Annotated in this window: 21 protein-coding genes and 1 other RNA gene; 19 read left to right on the top strand and 3 right to left on the bottom strand. The window is 49.4% G+C overall.

What is annotated here, in order from left to right; all coding sequences use genetic code 11:
• Positions 1-52 precede the first annotated feature (52 nt).
• Both DP091_RS27330 and DP091_RS27325 read right to left on the bottom strand, forming a co-directional pair.
• The gene (locus DP091_RS27330; protein WP_113061233.1) at positions 53-2,125 is read right to left on the bottom strand and encodes a serine hydrolase domain-containing protein; all 2,073 of its coding nucleotides are present in this window, start codon (positions 2,123-2,125) and stop codon (positions 53-55) included.
• Between the two features lie 226 nt (positions 2,126-2,351).
• Positions 2,352-2,876 (bottom strand): phosphatase PAP2 family protein, encoded by a 525-nt coding sequence (locus tag DP091_RS27325; protein ID WP_113061232.1) that lies wholly within the window; start codon positions 2,874-2,876, stop codon positions 2,352-2,354.
• A 340-nt stretch (positions 2,877-3,216) separates the two neighbouring features.
• Here DP091_RS27325 and DP091_RS27320 point away from each other — a divergent pair, with 340 nt between their 5' ends.
• From DP091_RS27320 to argS, 5 genes are all read left to right on the top strand, one after another.
• A complete protein-coding gene (locus DP091_RS27320; protein ID WP_113061231.1) occupies positions 3,217-4,074 on the top strand; it encodes a carbon-nitrogen hydrolase family protein in 858 nt (285 codons plus the stop codon).
• Between the two features lie 49 nt (positions 4,075-4,123).
• Positions 4,124-4,795: a GNAT family N-acetyltransferase gene (locus tag DP091_RS27315; protein WP_113061230.1), complete on the top strand. Its 672-nt coding sequence runs from the start codon at positions 4,124-4,126 to the stop codon at positions 4,793-4,795.
• An 82-nt stretch (positions 4,796-4,877) separates the two neighbouring features.
• A complete protein-coding gene (locus tag DP091_RS27310; RefSeq protein WP_113061229.1) occupies positions 4,878-5,549 on the top strand; it encodes a GNAT family N-acetyltransferase in 672 nt (223 codons plus the stop codon).
• Positions 5,550-5,930: 381 nt separating this feature from the next.
• Positions 5,931-6,356: a YwiB family protein gene (locus DP091_RS27305; RefSeq protein ID WP_113061228.1), complete on the top strand. Its 426-nt coding sequence runs from the start codon at positions 5,931-5,933 to the stop codon at positions 6,354-6,356.
• Positions 6,353-8,032, top strand: coding sequence for an arginine--tRNA ligase (gene argS / locus DP091_RS27300; RefSeq protein WP_113061227.1), 1,680 nt, complete (start codon positions 6,353-6,355; stop codon positions 8,030-8,032). Before DP091_RS27305 ends, argS begins: the two co-directional genes overlap by 4 nt.
• Before the next feature lie 104 nt (positions 8,033-8,136).
• On the opposite strand, the gene DP091_RS27295 is transcribed toward argS, so the two are convergent.
• On the bottom strand, positions 8,137-9,285 hold the full coding sequence (locus tag DP091_RS27295) for a S8 family peptidase (protein WP_113061226.1): 1,149 nt from the start codon (positions 9,283-9,285) through the stop codon (positions 8,137-8,139).
• Between the two features lie 366 nt (positions 9,286-9,651).
• Between DP091_RS27295 and rpoE the strand changes: the two genes are divergently transcribed.
• From rpoE to DP091_RS27225, 14 genes are all read left to right on the top strand, one after another.
• On the top strand, positions 9,652-10,218 hold the full coding sequence (rpoE, locus tag DP091_RS27290; protein ID WP_113061225.1) for a DNA-directed RNA polymerase subunit delta: 567 nt from the start codon (positions 9,652-9,654) through the stop codon (positions 10,216-10,218).
• A 699-nt stretch (positions 10,219-10,917) separates the two neighbouring features.
• Positions 10,918-12,519 carry a CTP synthase gene (locus DP091_RS27285; RefSeq protein ID WP_071221150.1) on the top strand — a complete coding sequence of 534 codons (1,602 nt, stop codon included), beginning with the start codon at positions 10,918-10,920 and terminating at the stop codon, positions 12,517-12,519.
• Positions 12,520-12,792: 273 nt separating this feature from the next.
• Entirely contained in the window at positions 12,793-13,185 is a 393-nt protein-coding gene (locus tag DP091_RS27280) for a response regulator (RefSeq protein ID WP_071222332.1), read from the top strand.
• 174 nt (positions 13,186-13,359) lie between these two features.
• Positions 13,360-14,214 (top strand): class II fructose-1,6-bisphosphate aldolase, encoded by an 855-nt coding sequence (fba, locus tag DP091_RS27275; protein WP_113061224.1) that lies wholly within the window; start codon positions 13,360-13,362, stop codon positions 14,212-14,214.
• Positions 14,215-14,518: 304 nt separating this feature from the next.
• Positions 14,519-15,778 (top strand): UDP-N-acetylglucosamine 1-carboxyvinyltransferase, encoded by a 1,260-nt coding sequence (locus DP091_RS27270; RefSeq protein WP_113061223.1) that lies wholly within the window; start codon positions 14,519-14,521, stop codon positions 15,776-15,778.
• Positions 15,779-15,930: 152 nt separating this feature from the next.
• Positions 15,931-17,259 carry a transcription termination factor Rho gene (gene rho, locus DP091_RS27265; protein ID WP_071222335.1) on the top strand — a complete coding sequence of 443 codons (1,329 nt, stop codon included), beginning with the start codon at positions 15,931-15,933 and terminating at the stop codon, positions 17,257-17,259.
• Between the two features lie 32 nt (positions 17,260-17,291).
• A complete protein-coding gene (locus DP091_RS27260) occupies positions 17,292-18,569 on the top strand; it encodes a radical SAM family protein (RefSeq protein WP_113061222.1) in 1,278 nt (425 codons plus the stop codon).
• Between the two features lie 177 nt (positions 18,570-18,746).
• A complete protein-coding gene (gene rpmE / locus DP091_RS27255) occupies positions 18,747-18,944 on the top strand; it encodes a 50S ribosomal protein L31 (RefSeq protein WP_006207505.1) in 198 nt (65 codons plus the stop codon).
• Positions 18,945-19,061: 117 nt separating this feature from the next.
• Positions 19,062-19,328: signal recognition particle sRNA large type (gene ffs, locus DP091_RS27250), an RNA gene on the top strand.
• Between the two features lie 292 nt (positions 19,329-19,620).
• Positions 19,621-21,336, top strand: coding sequence for a DNA polymerase III subunit gamma/tau (gene dnaX / locus DP091_RS27245; RefSeq protein ID WP_113061221.1), 1,716 nt, complete (start codon positions 19,621-19,623; stop codon positions 21,334-21,336).
• A 41-nt stretch (positions 21,337-21,377) separates the two neighbouring features.
• Positions 21,378-21,689, top strand: coding sequence for a YbaB/EbfC family nucleoid-associated protein (locus DP091_RS27240; protein WP_009595540.1), 312 nt, complete (start codon positions 21,378-21,380; stop codon positions 21,687-21,689).
• Between the two features lie 25 nt (positions 21,690-21,714).
• Complete coding sequence (recR, locus tag DP091_RS27235) at positions 21,715-22,314, top strand: recombination mediator RecR (protein ID WP_071222338.1); 600 nt, start codon at positions 21,715-21,717, stop codon at positions 22,312-22,314.
• A 221-nt stretch (positions 22,315-22,535) separates the two neighbouring features.
• On the top strand, positions 22,536-22,826 hold the full coding sequence (locus DP091_RS27230; protein ID WP_113061220.1) for a DUF2508 family protein: 291 nt from the start codon (positions 22,536-22,538) through the stop codon (positions 22,824-22,826).
• Positions 22,827-22,872: 46 nt separating this feature from the next.
• Entirely contained in the window at positions 22,873-23,142 is a 270-nt protein-coding gene (locus tag DP091_RS27225; protein ID WP_071222340.1) for a pro-sigmaK processing inhibitor BofA family protein, read from the top strand.
• Positions 23,143-23,480: the final 338 nt, after the last annotated feature.

Below are 23,480 nucleotides of genomic sequence, written 5' to 3'. Positions count from 1 at the left end.
TATAAGTTATCTTGGCTTAATAGAGAACATGTTCCTAGGCTGCCCACCTTCTTTAAGGCTGCAGGGTGATCCCGAATGCCGAGCCTGGAGCGCCGGCGAATACAACAGCTCCATTGGCTGGGAGCTTCACTTCGTTACTGCCGCTGACGATGCTGTAGTTCACAACCGCACCTTTTTCGTCATACACGGCGAATGCGCCTTGTGCCGGCAGGGTGACGGTCATGGTTTTGCCTTCAGCTTGTTTAGGGACGGTGTACCATTTGGCATATCCATCGGCTTGCAGGGTGACGGTTGATTTTTTTCCTTTATAAAGCGGCTTCACGTTCTTACCGCTCACAAACAAGGAGCCTGCCCCTTCGAGATATTCCACGCCCTTTTCCTTATAAAAGCGGAATTCGGCCGTATCCCGGCTGCCGATAGCCGGAACCTGATGCTGGCTTACTGCGGTATCCTGGTCAATGATCTTTTTGTCGATCATATAACCTTCCAGACCGCTTTTGCTGTTAATCTCAACCGTCGGTTTCGTAATGAAGTACATCAGGGATGTGAATTTCTCGTTCAATGGATAGAACGTTTCGCCTTCCCGCTTGGCCCAAGCGGCAGCGGTCTCCTTGGATAACGGGTTCGCTTCCATTTTCTCGGCGGAATATTGCGATAAAGCCATTTGCCCAAGTCCAGGAATCGTTACATATTGCCTTACCCATAAGTAGAGGCGGTCATTCTTTTCTTTGACGAAGCTGACCTTCGTGCTGCCATCCGCACTGACAAAGGTTCCGTCCGCAGTGTATACATATTTCTCGGCAGGGTAATCCGGCATCATCGGTACGGTAACGGACAGTTCGCCGTCCTTGATGTCGACTTTCATCTGCTGATTCGTCACGCCATAGTAACCGGCATATTTCGCGATGTCGCTAGGCATGTCGGCCTTGACCGGTTTGCCGAATGATTTTTCCGGCTTCAATTCCTTGATGGTGCCTTTCTCCTTGAGCGATTGCAGCAGAATGTCGTTGGCCAACATTTGGTTGGTTGAGCTGGAACCGCCGGAAGATAATACAGCGGCAGCCATATTCTGCTCCGGAAGAACAACGAGCGAAGCGTGATACAGGATGGTGTCTCCACCTTTGGTTACGGCTTTCATGTCATATTGGTTAAACGGGAACAGTCTTACGCTGTCCCAGCCAAGTCCGTAATCGAACGAGTTATCGGCATCTTCGGGCCACAGACCCTTTTTATATTCTTCCTGCTCCATGGCTTTAACGGATTTGTCGGAAAGAATGCCTTCGGCTTCTCCGGTGAAGATCTGCGCGAACTGCACCAAGTCTTCAGCGGTAGAATAGATGCCGCCGGTGCCGATCACATTGACCGTCTCGTTAGGAAGCTGTCCTTGGTGAGTAGGAAAATACAGACCCGCCATTTGGCTTAAATCCAACGTATCTTGGGATGTCTTCGTGTGGTCCAAGTCTAACGGCTCGGTAAAATATTGATGAATGAAGGCGGTAAAATCCTTGCCGCTCACTTTCTCTACCAGTATCTCAGCTAGCGTGAATCCATCATTACAATAAACGGAGAACGCACCCGGGTCCGCTTTCAGGTTTTGGGTGGACAGCTGCTTCAGCAGCGTGTCATGTGCATGAGGGTCATTATCCTCGAACAAAAATGCATTATTCAAGCTTGAGCCTTGCAGTCCAGAGGAATGGTTAAGCAGCATGCGCGGCGTGATTTTTTTGTAACGTTCGTCTTTCATCGTGAATTCGGGTATGTACTGAACCAGAGGCGTATCCAGGTTGATTTTCCCCTCATCCACCAATTTCATTACCGCAGCGGCAGTGAACACTTTACTCGTGGAGCCGATGCCATACATTGTATCCTTAGTCAGCGGTTTCTTTCCTTCGATATCATTGACGCCCTCTTGCCCGGACACGGTAATCACTCCGTTGTCGATAAGGGCATATTGAACGCTTGTCGTTCCATACGTCCCGGTGAGCAGCTTGGCTTTCTCTGCGGCGGTTTTCTCAAGGCTTCCTCCAGAGGTTGCTTGGCTGTTATCTGCTGCCATTACCCCAGCCGGAAGGATCATCGTGACGGCGAGTAGGGTAACCAGCATCCGTGATAGTTTTTTCTTCAAATGAATAAATACCTCCTTATTAAGAATGTACTATTAGTACGATTAACCAGACGGAATGGTTCAATCTTTTTTCATATTTCTGCAAAATTATATGTATACGTATGGGAAAGATGCGAATATTCCTATGAAGCAGCCAGGATAGAGGGTAGGAAAAACAAGGGAGGGAAGCACAAAAAAACAGGCATTCCATCCATAGCCGTAAAGCCATGAGGGAGATGCCTGTTTTTTAACTGAGCACGATAAGCAGCGCCGAGGTCGTTCCTACGAAACAGCCGGCCAAACAATCCGAAGGATAGTGAAAGCCGAGATAAATACGTGACAGGCTGACCGTAAGGGCCAGCAGGATCAGGAGCAATGACAGCCACGGCGTTATGAACAGAAATGGCGTAATAATGGAAAAGATCGCCGTCGAGTGCCCGGAAGGAAACGAGTGATCCTTCATCGGTTTTTTTTCAAACCGCACCTTTTCAAGTGCCAGATAAGGCCTGATGCGCCGCATCTTCCTTTTGATGAGGGCCGTAATCAGGAAGCTGAGGGAAAGCGCAATAAAGCTCTGCCACCCCATCGTATTCCACGGCTCAGGTGCAAAAAACGCTATCGAAAGTGTCAGCACAATGGTAAAGAGAGCACCCCCCATATGGGTGACCAGCGCGAGCATCGAATCCACCGTTTTGTTGCTAATCTTGCGGTTTAACCAGCGGAAGATAAGGTGGTCATGTTGCTGAAGCCAATCCATCGAACGAGTAATCATTGTGAACAGAACACCTCACATTATAATTTTGTAAGCAGTCAGCCCAAAGTCCAATCGGGCTGCAATATATGCTTGTAAGGGCTAAAGATTCATAGTGTAGACAAGAGGCTTACATACGACAGTATACAGGAGATTTGTTAAGCGTGGGTATGAATGGCGTGTATTTTTTCATAAATGGAGTTTCTTTGTTCCACGGAAGTTGATGATATCCGTTTGGGGTGTTGGAAGCTTGCTTCACAAGATTATGGTTTCCAAAGGAGGATGACTTCATGTTCCCATGTTCTCGAAGGACGGAATCCGTTATAATGTAAGCATCTAACCACGCCTAAGGAGGAGAAACATGAAATTTCGCGTTTCTGCCGTGCAATACCATCTGCACACCATTCAATCCTTTGACGATTTTGCCCGTCAGTCGGAGCATTACATTCGGACGGCAGAAGAATTTGAAGCCGATTTTGTGCTGTTTCCGGAATTTTTCACGACCCAGCTGATGTCCATCGGGGACGATCAGGGCAAGGCATTGACGATCAATGATCTTCCGGATTTCACAGACCGTTACCGCGAGCTGTTTCAAGGGTTTGCGAAACAATATCATATGCATATCATTGGCGGGACGCACGTCATTCGCCGGGAAGGGAAGCTGTACAATGTAGCGCATCTGTTCTATCCGGACGGCCGCATTGCGGAGCAGGCCAAAATCCATATCACGCCTTCGGAGATTAGCGGATGGAATATGGGAGCGGGCGAAGGGCTCGAAGTGTTCGAGACGGAAAAAGGCACCGTTGCGATGCTGACCTGCTATGACATCGAATTTCCAGAGATTGTACGCATGGCCAAGGCTAAAGGAGCCGACGTCATTTTCTGCCCATCCTGTACGGATGATCGTCACGGATTCCACCGCGTGCGTTACACCAGCCATGCCCGCGCCATTGAGAATCAGATCTATGTGGTGCTGACCGGTACCGTTGGTTCGCTGCCAACCGTGGATCTGATGCGTGCCAACTTCGGACAGGCGGCCATCATTACCCCGAACGATATCCCGTTTCCTCCACAAGGCCTGCTGGCCGAGGGAGAGCTCAACAACGACATGATCATCACAGCCGATCTCGATCTGGATTTATTGTATCAAGTGCGCGAGAAGGGCTCCGTCACGACATGGCGTGACCGGCGTACCGATTTGTATCCGGATTGGGAGTAAGCCGTGTATCATGATTTGAGGAAAATAGGACAAAGGCGGTGCAGAGAAAATGGCCCGGTTTCATCAACAGTTATATGTATTTGACGATGCCCGGCCGGTGCCGGTTATCATTCGAGGCTATACGGAAGCGGATTTTGACGAGCTGATCGTCATTCAATCCGAGACGTTCCCGCCCCCGTATCCGCCGGAGCAGTGGTGGAACAAGGAGCAGCTGAAGCAGCATGTCACCCTGTTCCCTGAGGGGGCTCTGTGCGTTGAAGTGGAAGGCATGCTCGCAGGGTCCATCACTTCGCTCATCGTGGATTACGATCCGGTGGAGCCTGCCCACTCCTGGGCGGAGGCCACGGATAACGGGTATATCCGGACACATAAGCCGGACGGGAATACGCTATACATTGCCGACATTTGCGTCAGGCCGCGTTTTCGCAACCTTGGACTCGGCAAATGGCTGATTCAGTCGCTGTATCACGTGACCGTCGAACAGGGATTGGACCGGCTGCTTGGCGGCGGACGGATGCCCGGCTATCATCGGCATGCCCATCAAATGTCGGCTGAGGAGTATCTGGGCGCTGTTGTCCGGGGCGATCTCAAGGATCCGGTGATTACCTTCCTGCTTCGCTGCGGCCGGACGCCCGTTGGGGTAGCGGCAGATTATTTGGAGGATGAGGAGTCCTGCAATTACGGGGCTCTGATGGAATGGAAGAATCCTTTCATTGGATGAAGAAGTCTCGCTTGAACGCTATGAATTGACTTCGATTATAAAAATGAATTTTTTATTACATATATAAGGAGGCTTTAATTTAATGGAATATATTCGCATTACGAGTATCGACGATCCCTTGTTCCGAAAAATGCACAATCTAATGAAGGAAGTGTTCCCTCCGGAAGAGGTGCTGGAATTCAGTTTGTGGAAGGAACCGCTGGAAGATCCGGGCATTCGGGTATTCGTTGCCCTGCATGAGGACGAAGTGGTGGGGACAACGGAATACCGCTATTATGAGGACTGGAATGTAGCGATGACTGATTTTACCATTATCGGGCGCGAAGGGCTTGGCATCGGCCGATTCTTGGCACAGCATCGCTTGAAGGATCTGAATCAGCTGGCGGCCGCGAACGGCAAAGAGCTGTTCGGCATGTTTGCCGAGATTTACGATCCATACCGGGTGCAGGACCATGCATTCGGCGGCGTGAAGCCGATGGATCCTTTCGTTCGCCGGGAAGTCCTCTCGCATCTTGGCTACAAACGCACAGATATCGCCTACGTGCATCCTTCCTGGAATAATGATGGCGAAGCGGTGAGCGGCCTCGATTTCTGCTTCATGCCTGGCGATGATGCCGTTGATGAGCTGCCTGCGGAGCTGATCGTCAACTTCCTGAGACGTTACTATTCGGTACTGCCTGAGAAACCACAAGCCTGGAACGACATGGTGGCCAAGCTGGAATTGCGGGAGAAGGTATCCCTGCTTCCGTTGTAACCTATACGATAGTTCATGCCTGATTCGTTACGGATCAGGCATATTCTTTTCCGGTTACGCCTACAGCATGCGATATTTTGGTATTCTAGTCGTAGGATGGCACAGGGTGAGGTTATCGGGAGAAGCTCGTTCCCTGATCGGGCGGTTTTGAGCCGGTGCGCCGTAGTCCATCGAATGGGAAGACTTTGGAGGAAATCACGGGTGTAAGTTAGAGTGAGCGGCACAAGCGATGGGCCGAGAAATACGGGGATTGAGGATGTACGCGATCTTTCGTGTAAGCACGTAGATAGACGTTTACTTCGTATTTGCTAAAATCCTCATTTGAATTGCAGGGCTATACTGGATATAGTAATACAATAGGTAAGGAAAAGAGGAACGAACATGAACGACCGAAAACAAGTGAGCATCCGTCTTCAAAGCCTTCACGAAGGGGAGAATACGATACAGGAGCTTCCGGCAGAGGCGTTTATCAAAGGAAATGTCCTGTATGTTCGCTATATCGAACCAGCGCTTGGACCGCATCAAGGGGAAACCCGGGCCATGCTCAAGCTGACGGAGGACGAGCTGAAGCTGATCCGTCACGGCGAGGTGGAGTCTGAGCAGGCATTTAAGCTGGGTCAGCGATTGCCTGGGTATTACCGCTCCCCGTTCACTTCATTTAATCTGTCTACGCACACCCAGCGTCTGGAGCTCGCGCTTGAAGGCGTGTCCGGACGAGCGGCATGGGCGTATGATTTATATGTGTTTGACGAGTTTTCGGGACACTTTTCTATCAGTTTGACTATTCAGGAGGCACATGAATCATGACAATGAATCCATTAGATCACATTAACGGGCTGGTTGCAGAAGCGGTGGCGGAAGCTGCCGTAGCTGCAGGACTGGTTTCCCGTGAGGAATTGCCAGGCATTACGCTTGAAGTTCCCAAGGATAAGTCGCATGGCGACTTGGCTACGAACGTAGCGATGCAGTTGACACGAATTGCCAAGAAGAATCCGCGACAAATTGCGGAGGCTATCCTGGAACATCTGGACATGGCGAAGGCTTCCATTGAAAAAGCAGAAATAGCCGGGCCAGGATTCATTAACTTTACCTTGGACAAGGGCTACCTCTATCCGATCGTTGCGTTGGTAGAAGAACAGGGCGACAACTACGGGCGAATTGCTACCGGAGAGGGGCAAAAGGTTCAGATGGAGTTTGTGAGCGCCAATCCCACCGGAAGTTTGCACCTGGGACATGCCCGCGGAGCGGCGGTAGGCGATGCCCTTTGCAATGTGCTTGATTTTGCTGGATACGAAGTGACGCGCGAATACTACATTAATGATGCAGGCAACCAAGTCGTGAACCTGATTAAATCCCTTGAAGCCCGTTATTTGCAGGAGCTCGGTCAGGATGCCGAAATGCCGGAAGATGGATACCACGGCGAAGATATCAAAGGGTTTGCTAAAGAGCTTGTAGCTGAGAAGGGCGACTCTTTGCTGTCCATGGATCCAGGGGAGAGAGCGGCATTCCTTCGCCAGTTCGGGCTTGAGAAGGAACTGGATAAAATCAAACGCGATTTGAATCGATTCCGCGTTCATTTTGACGAATGGTTTAGTGAGACATCCCTGTACGAGAACGGACTCGTGGAGAAATCCCTGGAAGAGCTTAAATCGAAGGGCGAAGCTTATGAGAAGGATGGGGCAACCTGGCTTCGTACCACCGACTATGGGGATGACAAAGACCGCGTCCTCGTGAAGAATGACGGAACCTATACTTACCTAACGCCGGATATTGCATACCACCGCAATAAATACGAGCGCGGCTACGACAAGATCCTCAATATTTGGGGAGCCGATCACCATGGTTATATTCCTCGGATGAAGGCAGCTATGGAGGCGCTGGGCAATGATCCGGACAAACTGATTGTGTTGATCGCCCAGATGGTCAGTCTGTTCCAGGATGGCGAGAAAGTGAAAATGTCCAAGCGTACCGGCAAAGCGGTCACGATGGAAGACCTGATGGATGAAGTCGGCGTAGACGCAATCCGCTATTTCTTCACTATGCGCAGCATGGATTCGCATCTGGATTTCGATATGGATTTGGCGGTGTCAACGTCCAATGAGAATCCGGTCTTCTATGTGCAGTATGCTCACGCACGTATCTGCAGCGTATTCCGCCAAGCGGAGGAGCAGGGCGTTCATCTCCTGCCGCTTTCGGAAGTGAATCTGAGCGTTCTGACAACCGAGCATGAATACGACATTTTGCGCAAAATAGGAGAGCTTCCGCAGGAAGTGTCGCTTGCTGCAGAGAACTACGCTCCGCACCGACTTATCCGGTATGTATACGAGCTGGCTTCCTTGTTCCACAGCTACTATCGAGCTGAGCGCGTGATTACGGAGGATGCGGATCAAACGCAGGCTCGCCTGGCGTTGCTGCGAGCTATTCGTACGGTCATTGCCAACGTGCTTCGCCTGATGGGCGTATCGGCACCGGAACGGATGTAAGAGGAGCCTTAACTTGAATATGTGACAACAGCCGTCTTTCCGGGGAAAGGCGGCTGTTTTTAATTTGTAAACGGGCTTTCCTTTGTAACTGCTGAAGAATCAGTCTATAATTTCATGCCCTCGCGCAAAAATTTCAAGGCATTTACCTCTCCATCGGAGACGCTGTATCCTTTTTTAAGCTTAAGGGGAGAGGAGGTGCGTCGCAGCAGGGCCTTAATGGTAGCCGTTTTTTTCAGGTCAGGCTTTTGCGCAAGCAGCAGGGCGATCGCTCCGCTGACGTGCGAAGTCGCCATAGAGGTGCCGCTCATCTCGTGGTATTTTCCTTGCAGCCAAGCGGACACGATTTTATCTCCAGGTGCATAAATATCGACAAATTGCCCGCGATTGCTAAAGGCAGGGATCTTCCGGTTGCGGTCGGTAGCTCCGACGGATATGGTTTGAGGATAACGGGCAGGATAGTCCGCGGTACGGCGTTTGCCGTCATTGCCGGAGGAGGCTACAATTATGACGCCTGCTTGGTTGGCCTTGCCCACAATATCCAGCAGCGTACGGCTTCGGGTCTGCATACCGAAACTCATATTGATGATATCGATCTCGGCCCGCACGCACCAGTCGATGGCCAGAATGATATCCGACACAAAGGCGGATCCGTTGTGATCAAAGGCTTTGACTGGATACACCACAGCTCTTGGAGCAACGCCAATCATGCCCTGCGTGCTGTTCGCAGCAGCGATGGTACCCGAAATATGTGTTCCGTGTCCGTTGTCATCATAGGGCGGTATGTTCCGGTGGACGAGATTAATCCCTCGAGTCAGCGAATACTTCAGATCGGGGTGAGCGAAATCCACCCCCGTGTCGATAACCGCAATTTTCATGCGGTGTCCCGTCGAGATCGACCAGGCTTGAGGGGCTTTGATCTGCTTGATACCCCATGGGATCCCGGTTAGCGTTCCAATTGTCCCTTGTATGGCTTGGATATGAATCTGGTCATCCTCTTCTACCATCAGTTCATTCCGGAACTCCGCTTCAAACTTCGCGGTTTGGGGAGCTGGAGCGATGATGGTTTGGGTAAGCGGCGAATAGCTGACTGAACTCGGGAAACGCCTTTTCCCGACAAGTCGTATCCATTCGCGGATACATTCCTGGTACAGCTGAGGGTCATGAAACGTGAGGAGCCGCCGGTTCATTTCCCGGACGTTCCGCATAGGGTTCGTCTCTGTAAGTAGTGATTGCATGATCCGGGTGTAATCCATATGTGGCAATCTCCCTTCTCGATGAACCGTTGCTTCAGTATTGTATGAACCGGGGAGAGTGCCCGAATGGGATGTTGCCCTTTTTCCGGGAAATAGGCCCTGTTTACCGTGTCAAAGCAGCAGGGCTAACATAAGATACATGGAGAGAACATCAAGGTTCTCTTATCTAATCCCGTAAGGAGTCGATCCTTGGGGCGGATACAGTCAGAAGACGGAGACAATTGTCTCCGTCTTTTTCCATTTAATATCTGATGGGTAATGGCGCAGAAAAACTTGATTTTTATTACCAAATAGGTTTTACTTAGTTTTGATAATGGATATGTTGAGGGTATAACGTGAAGATTGTGTGAGAGGAAGTGTGCGTTAGTGAGTAATCCGCTCAATTTAAAGATCGATCCGGAGAAGATTCAGGAAATCCCAATGGTTGACCTGGCTTTTATGGTTCTGAAGGCGGCGAATACGCCGTATTATTACCGTGACCTTATGAATGAGGTGGCCAAGCTTCGCGGCTTTACGGAACAGGAAATTAACGAAACGATAGCCCAGTTATATACCGAGATCAATATAGACGGACGTTTCGCATGTGTAGGAACGAATCTGTGGGGACTAAAGCGCTGGTATCCGCTGGAGAAGTCCGAGGATCCGATTGCGAACGCCAAGCGTCCGCGGATCATCAACGATGAAGATGATGATGACGATGACTTCACCGATGAAGAGGATACTTATAGCGGTGATGATGTCGAGGAGGATTTTGACAGCATCGATGAAGAAGATGATGATCATGACGATCTCTTCCCGGATGATGACGATGCCGACGATGAAGTAGACGAAGAGGTTGTTCTCGATGATGACGAATTGGATGACGAGGATGCCGAATCCGATGAGGAAGATGATCTGGAAGATGAAGCATTTGAGGAAGACGATAAGGATTAATTCCTCTTGCAGCAGGGTGTTTCGGACTTATCTGCGCTGATTATGACTGTGTTATACAGTGTCAGCCGATTGGGGAATTTTGAGGTTGCTTCTTCTCTTGACAAGCAGACAAGGCACAGAGTAAACTATTGCTTGGGCTTATGATTGTGGATTAAATATGTTTAATATAAAAGTGCCCCGTTATTTATTCGGGGTCACTTTTTTTGTTTTTAAGGCTCCAGAAAGTGTAAACGACGCTGCTTCTGGACCTAATAACGCAAGAGAAACTACCTTATCAAAAGCGGTCTGTCTTCTGGAAGTTTGTCGATAGACATTTTTTCTTTGGACTGTGGAGGCATCCTTCCTGAAGGGACTGGACTTTCATGGTTTCTTGCAGTGAGTATTCCGCAGGTAGGGGACACTTTCTGTTAACCTTATGTCAACTAAGACTCGAGTTTGCAGTTGTTTAAGATGAGGTATGGAAACCGCTCGTCTTGATGCCTCATAACGCATGCCGTGTTAAGCAGCTCGACATGATATGAGGATCATTTAAGCTTCAATATATGCGGTTTGTAATAGGTCGGAGGTCAGCTCGCTCACCATTTTTGGAAGCGAGCGATGCTTTTTTGTTGGTCCCTCTGATGAATCAGGGGAAAACGGGTTAGGATAAACATCATATGTCGCCTGAAGTTATGGAGATTATATAGGAGGGTTTTTACAGTGACAAAGTATATTTTTGTAACAGGCGGGGTCGTGTCATCTCTTGGTAAGGGAATTACCGCCGCTTCGCTCGGTAGACTGCTTAAAAACAGAGGGCTCAAGGTAACGATTCAGAAATTCGATCCGTACATTAATATAGATCCGGGCACCATGAGTCCTTACCAGCATGGCGAAGTATTCGTTACGGACGACGGTGCGGAAACCGATCTCGACCTGGGACACTATGAGCGCTTCATCGATATTAACCTGTCGAAGAACAGCAATGTGACAACAGGGAAAGTATACTCTTCTGTTATCAGCAAGGAGCGTCGGGGAGAATATTTGGGCGGTACCGTTCAGGTGATCCCTCATATTACGAACGAAATCAAGGAGCGCGTGTTCCGTGCAGGCCGTGAAGCGGGTTCGGATGTGGTTATTACCGAAATCGGCGGAACGGTCGGCGATATCGAAAGCCTTCCTTTCCTTGAGGCGATTCGTCAAATTAAGAGCGACGTTGGCCGTGAGAACGTGATGTATATTCATGTAACCCTCATTCCATATATTAAGGCAGCCGGTGAAGTAAAAACGAAGCCGACCCAGCACAGTGTAAAAGAACTCCGCAGCATCGGCATTCAGCCGAATGTTATCGTGTGCCGTACGGAGCATGAGCTTTCAACCGAGATGAAAGCAAAAATCGCGCTCTTCTGCGACATCGATCCAAACGCGGTTGTAGAATGTCGCGATGCCTCCTCGCTGTATGAGGTACCGCTCAATTTGCGTGAAGAAGGTCTTGATGAAATTGTTGTCAATCATTTGAAATTGACTACCCCTGCTCCGGATATGAGCGAGTGGGAAGATCTGGTGGAGCGTGTATCCAAGCTGGAGAAGACCGTTGAGATTGCGATCGTTGGTAAGTATGTCGCACTGCACGATGCTTACCTTAGTGTAGTTGAATCCCTGTCTCATGCAGGCTTTGATGCTAATGCTGACGTGAAAATCCGCTGGGTGAATGCCGAAGAGATTACGGCAGACAACGTGGAAGAAGCGTTGAGTGGCATTGGTGGTATTCTTGTGCCGGGTGGATTTGGAGATCGGGGTATCGAGGGTAAGATCAGCGCGATTCGTTATGCCCGCGAACGCAACATTCCATTCTTCGGCATTTGTCTTGGGATGCAAGTGTCTGTTATTGAATATGCCCGTTCGATTGTCGGCCTGAACGGCGCGAACAGCTCGGAAATTGATCCGGCTACCGAATATCCAGTCATCGACCTGCTGCCGGAGCAGAAGGATATCGAGGATCTTGGCGGAACGATGCGTCTGGGTCTGTATCCATGTAAGCTGGTTCCAGGATCGCTTGCAGAGTCCTGCTACCAGGACGAGCTGGTCTATGAAAGACATCGCCACCGGTATGAGTTCAACAACCAGTACCGCGAAGATATTGAAAAAGCAGGTCTGCGCATATCCGGTACTTCTCCGGATGGACGTCTGGTTGAAATTGTAGAGCTGCCAGGACACCCTTGGTTCCTCGCCGTGCAATTCCATCCGGAATTCACTTCCCGTCCGAACCGTCCGCAGCCGCTGTTCCGTGAATTTGTAAAAGCCTCGATCCAGCATCAGGCATAATGAGAAGAGCCTCTTTGGAAGAGGCTCTTTTTTGCGTAGAAATCCTTTGTCATAATGACGGAGTGGGTAAGCTAAACGTTCAGAGCGGATGTCCGGGGCTGTCGATTTCGTATACAACAAATTCGTACATCTTTTTTTCTTACTTTTTTTAGGATAGGAAGGAATTCGACATCTACAGGCGAATACAAATAATGGTCGGTTTATGGGAAAGTTAGGAACTTTCGAGTTTGCATATACTCATTGTACGATTTAAGTATCGGGGAGGTTGAAGGGATGAGCAAGGAAAGCAAACACAAAGTGCTGATTGTGGATGACCAGAATGGTATCCGCATCCTGCTTGTGGAAGTGTTCAGCAGTGAAGGATATGAGACGTTTCAAGCGGCAAACGGCAAGGCTGCACTTGAAATCGTGAAGATGCATGCCCCGGATTTGGTGCTGCTGGATATGAAAATTCCTGGAATGGACGGGCTTGAGATTTTGAAGCATATAAAACAGATGAATCCGGACATTAAAGTGATCATGATGACGGCCTATGGAGAGCTTGACATGATCAAGGAAGCAACCGATCTTGGTGCGTTGATGCATTTTACCAAACCCTTTGATATTGACGAGATGCGTCAAGCCGTTAATATGCAGCTGAAAGGGACCGCCAGTAATATCGGTTGAATGATGAATTCTGCTCAAAGGGCGGAATTCTTTTTTTTGCCAGAATGTGAGGTCCGTCGCAGCATTTTAGGAAATGCTTGTTTAGTATTTATGACGCGATGTGGTATAATAAGTCCGTATGTTATATCGGCTAAAAACCATAGACAAACTAAGCATCTATAGGAGGATGAAACCATGCCATTAGTATCAATGACAGACATGCTGAACAAAGCACTTGAAGGTAAATATGCTGTTGGTCAATACAACATCAACAACCTGGAGTGGACATATGCGATTCTTGAAGCGGCTGAGCAGGAGAAATCACCGGTAATTCTTGGTGTTTCCGAAGGGGCAGCTCGTTATATGGGTGGATTCAGCACCGTCGTACACATGGTAAAAGGTTTGATGGAGGACCTGAAAGTTACAGTTCCTGTTGCCATTCACCTTGACCACGGTTCAAGTGTTGAAAAATGTAAAGAAGCAATCGATGCAGGATTCACTTCGGTTATGATCGATGATTCCCACAGCCCGATTGATACGAATATTGCAACAACGAAACAAGTCGTTGAGTATGCTCATGCTAAAGGCGTTTCCGTTGAAGCTGAAGTCGGTATGGTTGGCGGACAAGAGGATGATGTTATCGGTGACGTAATGTACGCGAAGCTTGACGATTGCATTCGCATCGTGAACGAAACAGGCATCGACACATTGGCACCTGCGCTTGGTTCTGTTCATGGTCCTTACAAAGGCGAACCCAACCTTGGTTTCAAAGAGATGGAAGAGATTCGCAATGCTGTAAAACTTCCGTTGGTGCTTCATGGTGGTACAGGCATCCCGACGCATGACATCAAGAAAGCGATCTCCCTGGGTACTTCCAAAATCAACGTGAACACTGAGAACCAAATCTCGTTCACTAAAGTTGTCCGTGAAGTGCTTGCTGCTAAACCGGAAGCTTACGATCCACGTACATTCCTGAAACCAGGCCGTGAGGCAATCAAGGAAACTGTTGTTGGCAAAATCCGTGAGTTTGGTTCCAACAATCAAGCTTAATCATTACTTGTAGTCCTAGTGGCTACACCATGACGATCGGAATCACCTAAGATATATTTAGGCTGTCTTATGCTGCATACAATGAAATGGAAAGCACACCGCGTAGCCGGTGTTTTTCCATTTCATTTATTAAGATTTCAAAGTGCAAGCGGGTTGTGAGCTTCACAACCGGATCATCGAGAACTATTAGAAACGCTAAATGCGGTCTGTCATCCCTAAGGAACGTCGATAAGACGTTTTTCTTGTATGACGGCCATCAGAACCATTTCCGGCTGCGAAGTGATGTAGGGGGACCCGAAAGCTTATGGAAAAATTGATGATCAGCGGTGGACGCCCACTGCGAGGTACTGTAACAATCAGTGGTGCCAAGAACAGCGCGATTGCGTTAATTCCCGCCGCAATTCTGGCGGAATCGGAAGTCGTACTTGATAATTTGCCGCTTCTCAGCGATGTGGCTGTTTATGCTGAGATCTTGGAAGAATTGGGCGGGCAAGTTTCATGGGAAGGCAATCAGATGAGAATTGACCCTTCTGATATCAAATCTATTCCGATGCCTAACGGACCCGTTAAGAAACTGCGCGCGTCCTACTATATGATGGGCGCCATGCTTGGAAGATTTAAAGAAGCCGTGATCGGCCTGCCGGGCGGCTGTAATTTTGAACCTCGTCCCATCGACCAGCACATTAAGGGTTTTGAAGCGCTTGGCGCAACCGTCACCAATGAACACGGTTCGATTCATCTGCATGCCAAAGAGCTGCGAGGCGCGAAGATCTATCTGGATGTGAGCAGTGTTGGTGCAACGATTAACATTATGCTGGCGGCTGCCAAGGCCAAAGGCTCCACAATTATCGAAAACGCGGCGAAAGAGCCTGAAATTATAGATGTTGCAACACTGTTAAATTCCATGGGAGCTGTCATTAAGGGCGCCGGAACGGAAACGATCCGGATTGAAGGTGTAACCGAGATGCATGGCTGCCGCCATTCCATTATTCCAGACCGGATTCAGGCCGGTACATATATGATTGCTGCCGCAGCTACTCGCGGTGATGTTCTGATTGACAACGTCATCCCGAAACACCTTGAAGCCCTAACGGCCAAGTTGATCGAGATGGGCGTTGGTATTGAGGAACTGGACGAAAGCATCCGCGTGATCGGTAAGGACCGATACCAGCACGCGGACGTGAAGGCGCTTATATATCCTGGATTTGCAACGGATTTGCAATCACCGATGACCAGCCTGCTTACCCAAGCGGAAGGTGTCAGTGTCCTAAGTGATTTTGTATATAGCAACCGATTTAAACATGTTCCGGAGTTAGTTCGCATGGGTGCCAAGATCCGCGTGGAGGGGCGTTCGGCCATTATAGAAGGTGGTCCGCTGAACGCGGCCAAGGTGAAAGCGACCGACCTGCGCGCAGGTGCGGCTCTTGTGATTGCGGGACTAACCGTACCCGAAGGGGTGACGGAGGTCAGCGGCGTAGAATTCATTGATCGCGGCTATGACCATCTGGTATCCAATCTGCGCATGCTGGGTGCCGACGTATGGCGTGAGACCGAGGGAGAATGAATTTTTACCAAAATGAGGGAAATGTGTGATGGAAACTGCATATCTCCCTCAGATTTGGGTAATGCTCCTAGTAAAGCTCTCATAGAATAATAGACTACATGACAGCAGGATCTGCTGTGACAGAAACAAATAATTGAATAGGTGGTTATTGAATGGATTTACAAATAGCCGATTTGGAAGGCATGAAGCTGACGGATCTGTATAAGCTGGCCAAGAAGTATCAGATTCCTTATTATGGCCAGTTGAAGAAAAAAGAATTGATATTTGCCATTCTCCGGGCACAGGCCGAACAGAGCGGCTTGATGTTCATGGAGGGCGTACTCGAGATTTTACCGGAAGGTTACGGTTTTCTTAGACCGATCAACTATTTGCCGAGCACGGAGGACATCTACATTTCAGCCTCCCAGATTCGTAAATTTGATTTACGGACCGGAGATTTGGTTTCGGGCAAATGCCGGACACCTAAAGAGAACGAACGTTACTTCGGGCTGCTGCAGGTCAACGCCGTGAATGGCGAGAATCCTGCCGTCGCAGCGGAACGATTGCACTTCCCAGCCTTGACTCCTCTATATCCGCAAGAAAAGCTTGTTCTAGAAACATCCCCTAATCAGTTGTCAACCCGAATTATGGATCTGCTTGCACCTGTAGGTTTAGGACAACGCGGTTTGATCGTAGCACCGCCAAAAGCAGGAAAAACGCTCCTCTTAAAAGAAATCGCCAACAGCATCTCAACCAACAATCCAGAGATTGAACTGTTTGTTTTACTCATCGATGAACGGCCTGAAGAAGTGACGGATATGCAGCGTTCCGTTAAGGGCGAGGTGGTTGCTTCTACTTTTGACGAGCTTCCGGAGAACCATATTAAAGTGGCGGAACTGGTATTGTCCCGTGCATTGCGTCTGGTGGAGCATAAGAAGGACGTTGTTATATTGCTGGACAGCATCACCCGTCTTGCGCGTGCATATAACCTGGTCATCCCTCCGTCCGGCAGAACGCTGAGCGGCGGTATTGATCCTGCGGCATTCCATCGTCCGAAGCGCTTCTTCGGTTCGGCACGCAACGTGGAGGAAGGCGGAAGCTTGACGATTCTGGCTACAGCCTTGGTTGAAACCGGATCGCGGATGGATGATATTATTTATGAGGAATTTAAAGGTACGGGTAATATGGAGCTGCACTTGGACCGCCGCTTCGCGGAACGCCGTATTTTCCCGGCGATCGACATTCGTCGCTCCGGTACCCGGCGTGAAGAGGTGCTCTTGAACAAGGATGAACTGGATACCATTTGGGCGATCCGTAAAAATATGAACGACTCTGCCGACTTTGTGGAAGGATTCCTCAAAAAAATGCGTGACAGCAAGAATAACGCGGAGTTCTTGGCATCATTTGATGTGAATGCGAATAACGGCAGCGGAACCGGGACTCAGAGCCAGACAGCCAGACGCCCATCGCGTGCATCTGCAGCGACGGCACCTCAGAGCTAAGCCTGAATCAATCCGGAGAATAGGAGATCAACATGTATTTGGTTTATGCAGATGAGCAAGGGAACGTATATGATCATTCCGAGCTGTTCGGGCTTGCCCGAAGCGGTGATATGATCGTTGAAATATTGGATGATGAATTGATACCTTTGCCAGAGGGAGCTACACTGGTCGGTCTGCCGAGCACCCGAGCGATCGGGATGGATCCGGAGACAGGTGAAATGATGCCGCTTGAGGACGGGTATACCGCTGTCGGAGCGCTTTTGCCGCAAGGTTATACCCGCTTGTGCCTGCCAGGGTACGTGAAGTCGGACAAGGAATATAAGCTGCCGCTATTTGGTTACTCGGCGGTGGTATGGAAGGATGGCGACTTCTATACGACGGCGCGTTTATCCGATGACCCCGAGAAGTGGAACCCTGTGAACTGCGATCTGAACGATCTTGAACTTGGAGTTAAGACGCTGAGGGAGAAATACCCGGAGAATCGGCTCTATGAGCATCTGTCTAACTGTGCACTAGGATACGAATGCCTGACGGCATCCAACACCTTCCTGAATCGCTGGGAAGGCGCTGTTCCCGTATCTTACTCCTGCAATGCCGGTTGCTTCGGCTGTATATCGGAACAGCCGGATGACAGCGGCTTTGTCGCGCCTCAGACCCGCATGAACTTCCGTCCGAGAGTGGATGAGCTGGTGCAGGTCATGCTGGAGCATTTGAAGACACCGGAATCGATCATCAGCTTTGGTCAAGGGTGTGAGGGAGAGCCCTCCACCCAGGCGAAGATCATTATAGAAGCTATGAGAGAAGTTCGGTCACAGACTGATATGGGCTACATCAATATTAATACCAATGCGGGCCTGACCGATTTTATCCGCGGCATCGTGGATGCGGGTCTTGATTTGATGAGAGTCAGCACGATCAGTGCATTGGATGATCATTATAACGCATACTACAAACCAAGGGGCTATACGCTGGCCAATGTGGAGAAATCCCTTCGTTATGCCACCGATCAAGGCGTGTACACATCCATCAACTATCTGATCTTCCCGGGCGTGACCGATCGCGAGGAAGAGCTGGAGGCCATGATTGAGTTTGCCCGCCGCACGGGTCTCAAGTTAATCCAGCTCCGTAATCTCAATATTGACCCGGAGAGCTATCTCGAGCTTATTCCGCCTGCGCAAGGCGAGATTCTGGGGATGAAGCAGGCTATTGAGATTATGCAGGAGGAGCTGCCGGATGTGGTGATCGGCTCCTTTACGCATGTTCCGCCTGCGGGACAGGCAAGACCGAAGAAGAGACCTTCGATTATTTAGCAGAATTGCGCCGGCATTACATGTGTTAAAATCAGGCTAAAATTCCAGTTGTGGACTTGTCTGATGATTTGTGTATGGGCTCTTGCGCATTCAATATGCTCGTGATATACTCCATTTATGTGTCCATATAACTCTGGGTCCGCATGAGGCTCAGGGCGGAAAGAGGTGAAAGCTACAATGAAACAAGATATTCAACCGAAATATCACGTTACTACAGTTACTTGTGCTTGCGGCAATACGTTTGAGACAGGTTCTGTAAAACCAGATCTTCGTGTAGAGATTTGCTCGAACTGTCATCCGTTCTTCACAGGTAAACAGAAATTCCTGGATGCTGGCGGTCGTGTTGATAGATTCAAGAAGAAATACGGTATCTAATAAACAAACCCTTCACCCTTGTGGTCGAAGGGTTTTTGTCTGTTTACAGGACTGGTGGAGTAGGCAACTTCTTCCGTCGGTTGCTTTTTTGATAGCCATGCGATATACTAAAGTTCGCCGTGCTAGACGGGGAGGTAGCGGTGCCCTGTAACTCGCAATCCGCTGTAGCGAGGTTGAATTCCTGTTAGAGGTATTGTCGATGTGAGGCTGGTCCCTGCGCTCAACGTTGACGGTTGGGTCCTCCGCAATGAGCACTTGTGAACCTGGTCAGGTCCGGAAGGAAGCAGCCATAAGCAAGATCGCTTTTGTGCCGGAGGGGTGCCTAGCCCGAGTTGTTGCTCAGGATTGCCGCTCGGATCGCAATTATCAATAACAGGTGCACGGTATACATATCTGCACATAACACCTTTGCCATATTGGCAAGGGTGTTTTTTGTTGAGGCGGCAATAGATTCAAGCTGATCCTTCATGTGCACTTTGGATAAAGATTTCCAAGTAAACGTTTTGCTAAGGCAGGGGAAAGTAGTATAGAATGTAGTATAATATAACCGTTAAACTCACGCTTTTGGGCTGGGATTGACCATGAATGCAACAGTAAAGCACGCGAGGATCGGGCTTGGTATTAACCTTAGGTTTCTCGATCTCGTGAAGTGGAAGTTGAAAGAGGGTAAAGCACAGTGGAACATATCGCGTTATATCGTGCTTGGCGACCACAGTCGTTCGGCGACATGGTGGGCCAGCAGCATATTATCCAAACCCTGCAGAATGCCATTCGCGAGCAGCGGGTTTCCCATGCCTACCTGTTCAGCGGTCCACGGGGTACAGGCAAGACCAGTGCCGCTAAAATTTTGGCCAAAGCCGTGAACTGCGAGCATGGTCCGGCTGAGGAACCCTGCAATGAATGCGAGGCCTGCCGGCGTATAACGTCCGGAGCCGTCATGGATGTTCAGGAGATCGATGCTGCATCCAACCGCGGCGTCGAGGAAATCCGTGATTTGCGGGAGAAAGTCAAATATGCACCGACCGAGGTGCGGCGCAAGGTTTATATTATCGATGAAGTACACATGCTGACGACGGAAGCGTTCAATGCCTTATTGAAAACGCTGGAGGAACCGCCGGCACACGTGATGTTTATACTAGCGACAACAGAGCCGCACAGGCTTCCGGCAACGATCATCTCACGCTGTCAGCGGTTTGACTTCCGTAGAGTTTCCTTGGAGGAACAAACCGGGCGTCTGGAGCAGATTTGCGGAGAAGAAGGCATTACGGCAGAGCATGAAGCGCTGCAGTATATCGCACGTCTGTCGGATGGCGGTATGCGGGATGCACTGAGCATTCTGGATCAGATTGCTTCTTTTACCGGAGGTACGGTATCTTACCAGCAGGTCATGGACATGACGGGCGGCATTGCCTCGGAGCAGTTTGGCCGTCTGGCCAGTGCCGTGAAACAAGGGGATGCCGGACTTGTGCTGCAGATTGTGGAGCAATTCATGCAGGAGGGAAAAAGTGCAGATAAATGCATGGAGAATCTCTTGTACTATTTCCGCGATTTGCTCATGATCAAGATGGTTCCAGGCGCTGACAAGCTGACCGATCGGGTTTTGAATCCGGCAGAGTTTCAGGAGATGGCAAACGCCTTCAGCCGAGAGGAACTATTTCAAATGATTGATACGCTGAACCGGTATCAGAGTGAGATGAAATACGCCTCGCAGCCGCAAACTCTGTTTGAGGTAGCGTTGCTCAAGCTCTCCGGTATAACCCAACCTGCGGGTGGGGCCGCAGCTGCCCATAGTACGGCCGATGCAGGTGAACTCGCTCAGCTGAAGCAGCACGTAGCCGCACTTGAGAAAAAGCTGGAGCGACTGATACAAAATGGTGTTCCTGCATCAGGTCAACGTGAACCGGCCAAGTCTACCCGTACACCGGCACCGAAAGCAGCTTCATCAGCCAAGATTCCGCAGCATATGGATCAGTATGTATCTTGCCGAACCGGGGAGGATTTTACCTCTGTTCAACGGCAGTGGGCCCAAATTCTGCAGAACGTGAAAGAGGAGAAGGTAACGGTCCACGCATGGCTGATGGATGGTGAGCCCGTGTCCGTATGGGAAGACAAGGTTCTTGTCGCTTTTAAAAACAACATCCACCGCGAAACCACGGAGAAACCCGCCAATAAACAGGTGATTGAAGGGGTTCTTGAGTCAACGCTTGGCAAGCCGTATCATCTCGTTACCATGATGCTTCGTGATTGGAGTGACGCGGTAGAAGGAGTGGGCAAGCCTCAGGCCGAAGAACTTAAGCTAGAGCACGAAGAGGCGGAGGCCGGCGGGGAAAAACCATGGATTGATGAGGCCATCCAGTTGTTTGGAGAAGACCTCGTTGTCATAAAAGACTAGCACGTCCCTACGTGCACCCTATTATTAAGGAGAGATGAATCATGAATAATATGAACCAAATGATGAAGCAAGTGAAAAAGATGCAGGAGCAAATGCTCAAGGCTCAGGAAGAGCTCGCTACGAAAACCGTTGAAGGAACTTCCGGCGGTGGCGTGGTTACCGTGGAAGCGAATGGTCATAAACAAATTTTGTCCATCAACATCAAACCTGAGGCGGTAGATCCGGATGACGTGGAAATGCTGCAGGATCTGGTATTGACTGCGGTTAACGATGCTCTTGCCAAGGCAGAAGAAATCGCAAATGCTGATATGGGCAAATTCACAGGCGGCATGAAAATTCCGGGCTTGTTCTAATCTAACCTAGAAGGAGTAGTTACATTTGTACTATCCTGAACCGATCGCGAAGCTCATCGACGCCTTTACGCGACTGCCGGGTGTGGGGCCGAAGACGGCCGCCCGCCTGGCTTTTCATGTTCTGAACATGAAGGAAGATGACGTTATAGATTTTGCCAAAGCACTAGTCAGTGTCAAAAGGAATCTGCACTACTGCTCCGTCTGCTGCAACATCACCGATACGGATCCATGCCGGGTTTGTCAGGACAAAACACGGGATGCTTCGACTATCTGTGTGGTACAGGATGCGAAGGATCTCGTGGCAATGGAGCGTACGAAGGAATTCGATGGCTACTATCATGTCCTCCACGGGGCCATATCTCCGATGGAGGGGATCGGGCCGGATGAGATCCGTCTGAAGGAGCTTCTTACGCGTTTAAGTGACGAACGTGTAAAAGAACTCATTTTGGCGACGAACGCTAATATCGAGGGAGAGGCAACGGCGATGTACATATCGCGCCTGGTTCGCCCCTTTGATATTAAGGTGACCCGAATTGCCCATGGACTGCCTGTTGGCGGTGACTTGGAGTATGCAGATGAAGTGACTTTATCTAAGGCACTCGAGGGCCGAAGAGAATTGAACTGATATTTTGTGATTCTTTGCAAGAACTGTTTGAGATATGTAAGCTATACGAGAACGAGCCATCGGAAGCATTTCCGGTGGCTCGTTTTTTTGTTAGCTAACTTTAAGGCGAGATTGAAAGAGTTCTTTTGGTTCTAAGTTTGTCCTTCTCTCGATATGAATGTTACAGACGGTCTAATTAAGAGCCGTTTTTGAACATTCATATTCATTAGGGAGTGAACGGAATGAAGATATGGTGGAAGCAGACGAGGAAAAAAGTGGAGGAAACGTATATCACTGCGGAGGACCAGGAACGGATGTGGCATGTCTTCCTGGACGTCCAGAGATCCCAAATGGAGTGGGAGCGGGCGCACTTGCTGTTTCAAGAGGCGACGGGACAGGATCAGATCGATTATGCCATCTATATGCTGGAGGCGGCGGAGCGCAAATACCAGATGAATCTCAAACAAGCCAAGCAGCTCAACCTGGATGGGGCAAGGATGCAATATATCGAGCAAAAAAGGGAGAATGGTTAAGCTAGGGTAGAGAGGATGTTTAATGACCATTGAAGGAGGAGTATCTATGAAAATGATTGTGCTCGGCGTGCTATGCATATCGCTCTTGCTGCTTATCTATGTTGTGTTTAGAAAGAAGCTCGGGCTCGGATGGTTAACCGTATTCGGCGCCCATCTTGCTCTCTCGGCAGTGGCTATCTATGTTGTGAATTTCTCCGGATTGGCGGCCGAAACGTATATTCCTCTGAATCCGATGACCATAGGAACCGTCATGGTCCTGGGCTTGCCGGGCGTGGCTCTTCTTGTTGGATTAAAAATAACGATATTAGGTAGTTGACGCAGGCTTATATTCTATGATACATTAATGTTCGCCCGTTTGATTCCGGGTGATAGAGTTTCACCGGTCAGGCAGTTATTGGTTGAAAAAATAATCAAAAAAACCTCTTGACCAACAGCAAGCTAGTATGATATATTATAAAAGTCGCCGCTGAGATGCGGATGACGAACGAAAATGATTGATCTTTGAAAACTGAACAACGAGTGAGTAAGGATTTCACTAGTGGAATCCATCGCGAAATCATCCTGTACAAGCCTTGGTTTGTTGGATGGTGGAGCATAAAGAGAATTGAACAAATTCTCGTCAGTTAAGAAATGAGCAAGTCAAACACTTTATTG

It is taken from the genome of Paenibacillus sp. MDMC362 (genome assembly GCF_003269305.1).
Lineage (GTDB): Bacteria > Bacillota > Bacilli > Paenibacillales > Paenibacillaceae > Paenibacillus_AQ.
The sequence above is the reverse complement of the archived record's forward strand: the minus strand, read 5'-3'. Positions and strand labels throughout refer to the sequence as shown.

Coding starts and splice junctions, on each gene's coding strand:
- DP091_RS27325 (WP_113061232.1), bottom strand. CDS start 2,876: ATGATTACTCGTTCGATGGATTGGCTTCAGCAACATGACCACCTTATC.
- DP091_RS27320 (WP_113061231.1), top strand. CDS start 3,217: ATGAAATTTCGCGTTTCTGCCGTGCAATACCATCTGCACACCATTCAA.
- DP091_RS27315 (WP_113061230.1), top strand. CDS start 4,124: ATGGCCCGGTTTCATCAACAGTTATATGTATTTGACGATGCCCGGCCG.
- DP091_RS27310 (WP_113061229.1), top strand. CDS start 4,878: ATGGAATATATTCGCATTACGAGTATCGACGATCCCTTGTTCCGAAAA.
- DP091_RS27305 (WP_113061228.1), top strand. CDS start 5,931: ATGAACGACCGAAAACAAGTGAGCATCCGTCTTCAAAGCCTTCACGAA.
- argS (WP_113061227.1), top strand. CDS start 6,353: ATGACAATGAATCCATTAGATCACATTAACGGGCTGGTTGCAGAAGCG.
- DP091_RS27295 (WP_113061226.1), bottom strand. CDS start 9,285: ATGGATTACACCCGGATCATGCAATCACTACTTACAGAGACGAACCCT.
- DP091_RS27280 (WP_071222332.1), top strand. CDS start 12,793: ATGAGCAAGGAAAGCAAACACAAAGTGCTGATTGTGGATGACCAGAAT.
- fba (WP_113061224.1), top strand. CDS start 13,360: ATGCCATTAGTATCAATGACAGACATGCTGAACAAAGCACTTGAAGGT.
- DP091_RS27270 (WP_113061223.1), top strand. CDS start 14,519: ATGGAAAAATTGATGATCAGCGGTGGACGCCCACTGCGAGGTACTGTA.
- rho (WP_071222335.1), top strand. CDS start 15,931: ATGGATTTACAAATAGCCGATTTGGAAGGCATGAAGCTGACGGATCTG.
- DP091_RS27260 (WP_113061222.1), top strand. CDS start 17,292: ATGTATTTGGTTTATGCAGATGAGCAAGGGAACGTATATGATCATTCC.
- rpmE (WP_006207505.1), top strand. CDS start 18,747: ATGAAACAAGATATTCAACCGAAATATCACGTTACTACAGTTACTTGT.
- DP091_RS27240 (WP_009595540.1), top strand. CDS start 21,378: ATGAATAATATGAACCAAATGATGAAGCAAGTGAAAAAGATGCAGGAG.
- DP091_RS27230 (WP_113061220.1), top strand. CDS start 22,536: ATGAAGATATGGTGGAAGCAGACGAGGAAAAAAGTGGAGGAAACGTAT.
- DP091_RS27225 (WP_071222340.1), top strand. CDS start 22,873: ATGAAAATGATTGTGCTCGGCGTGCTATGCATATCGCTCTTGCTGCTT.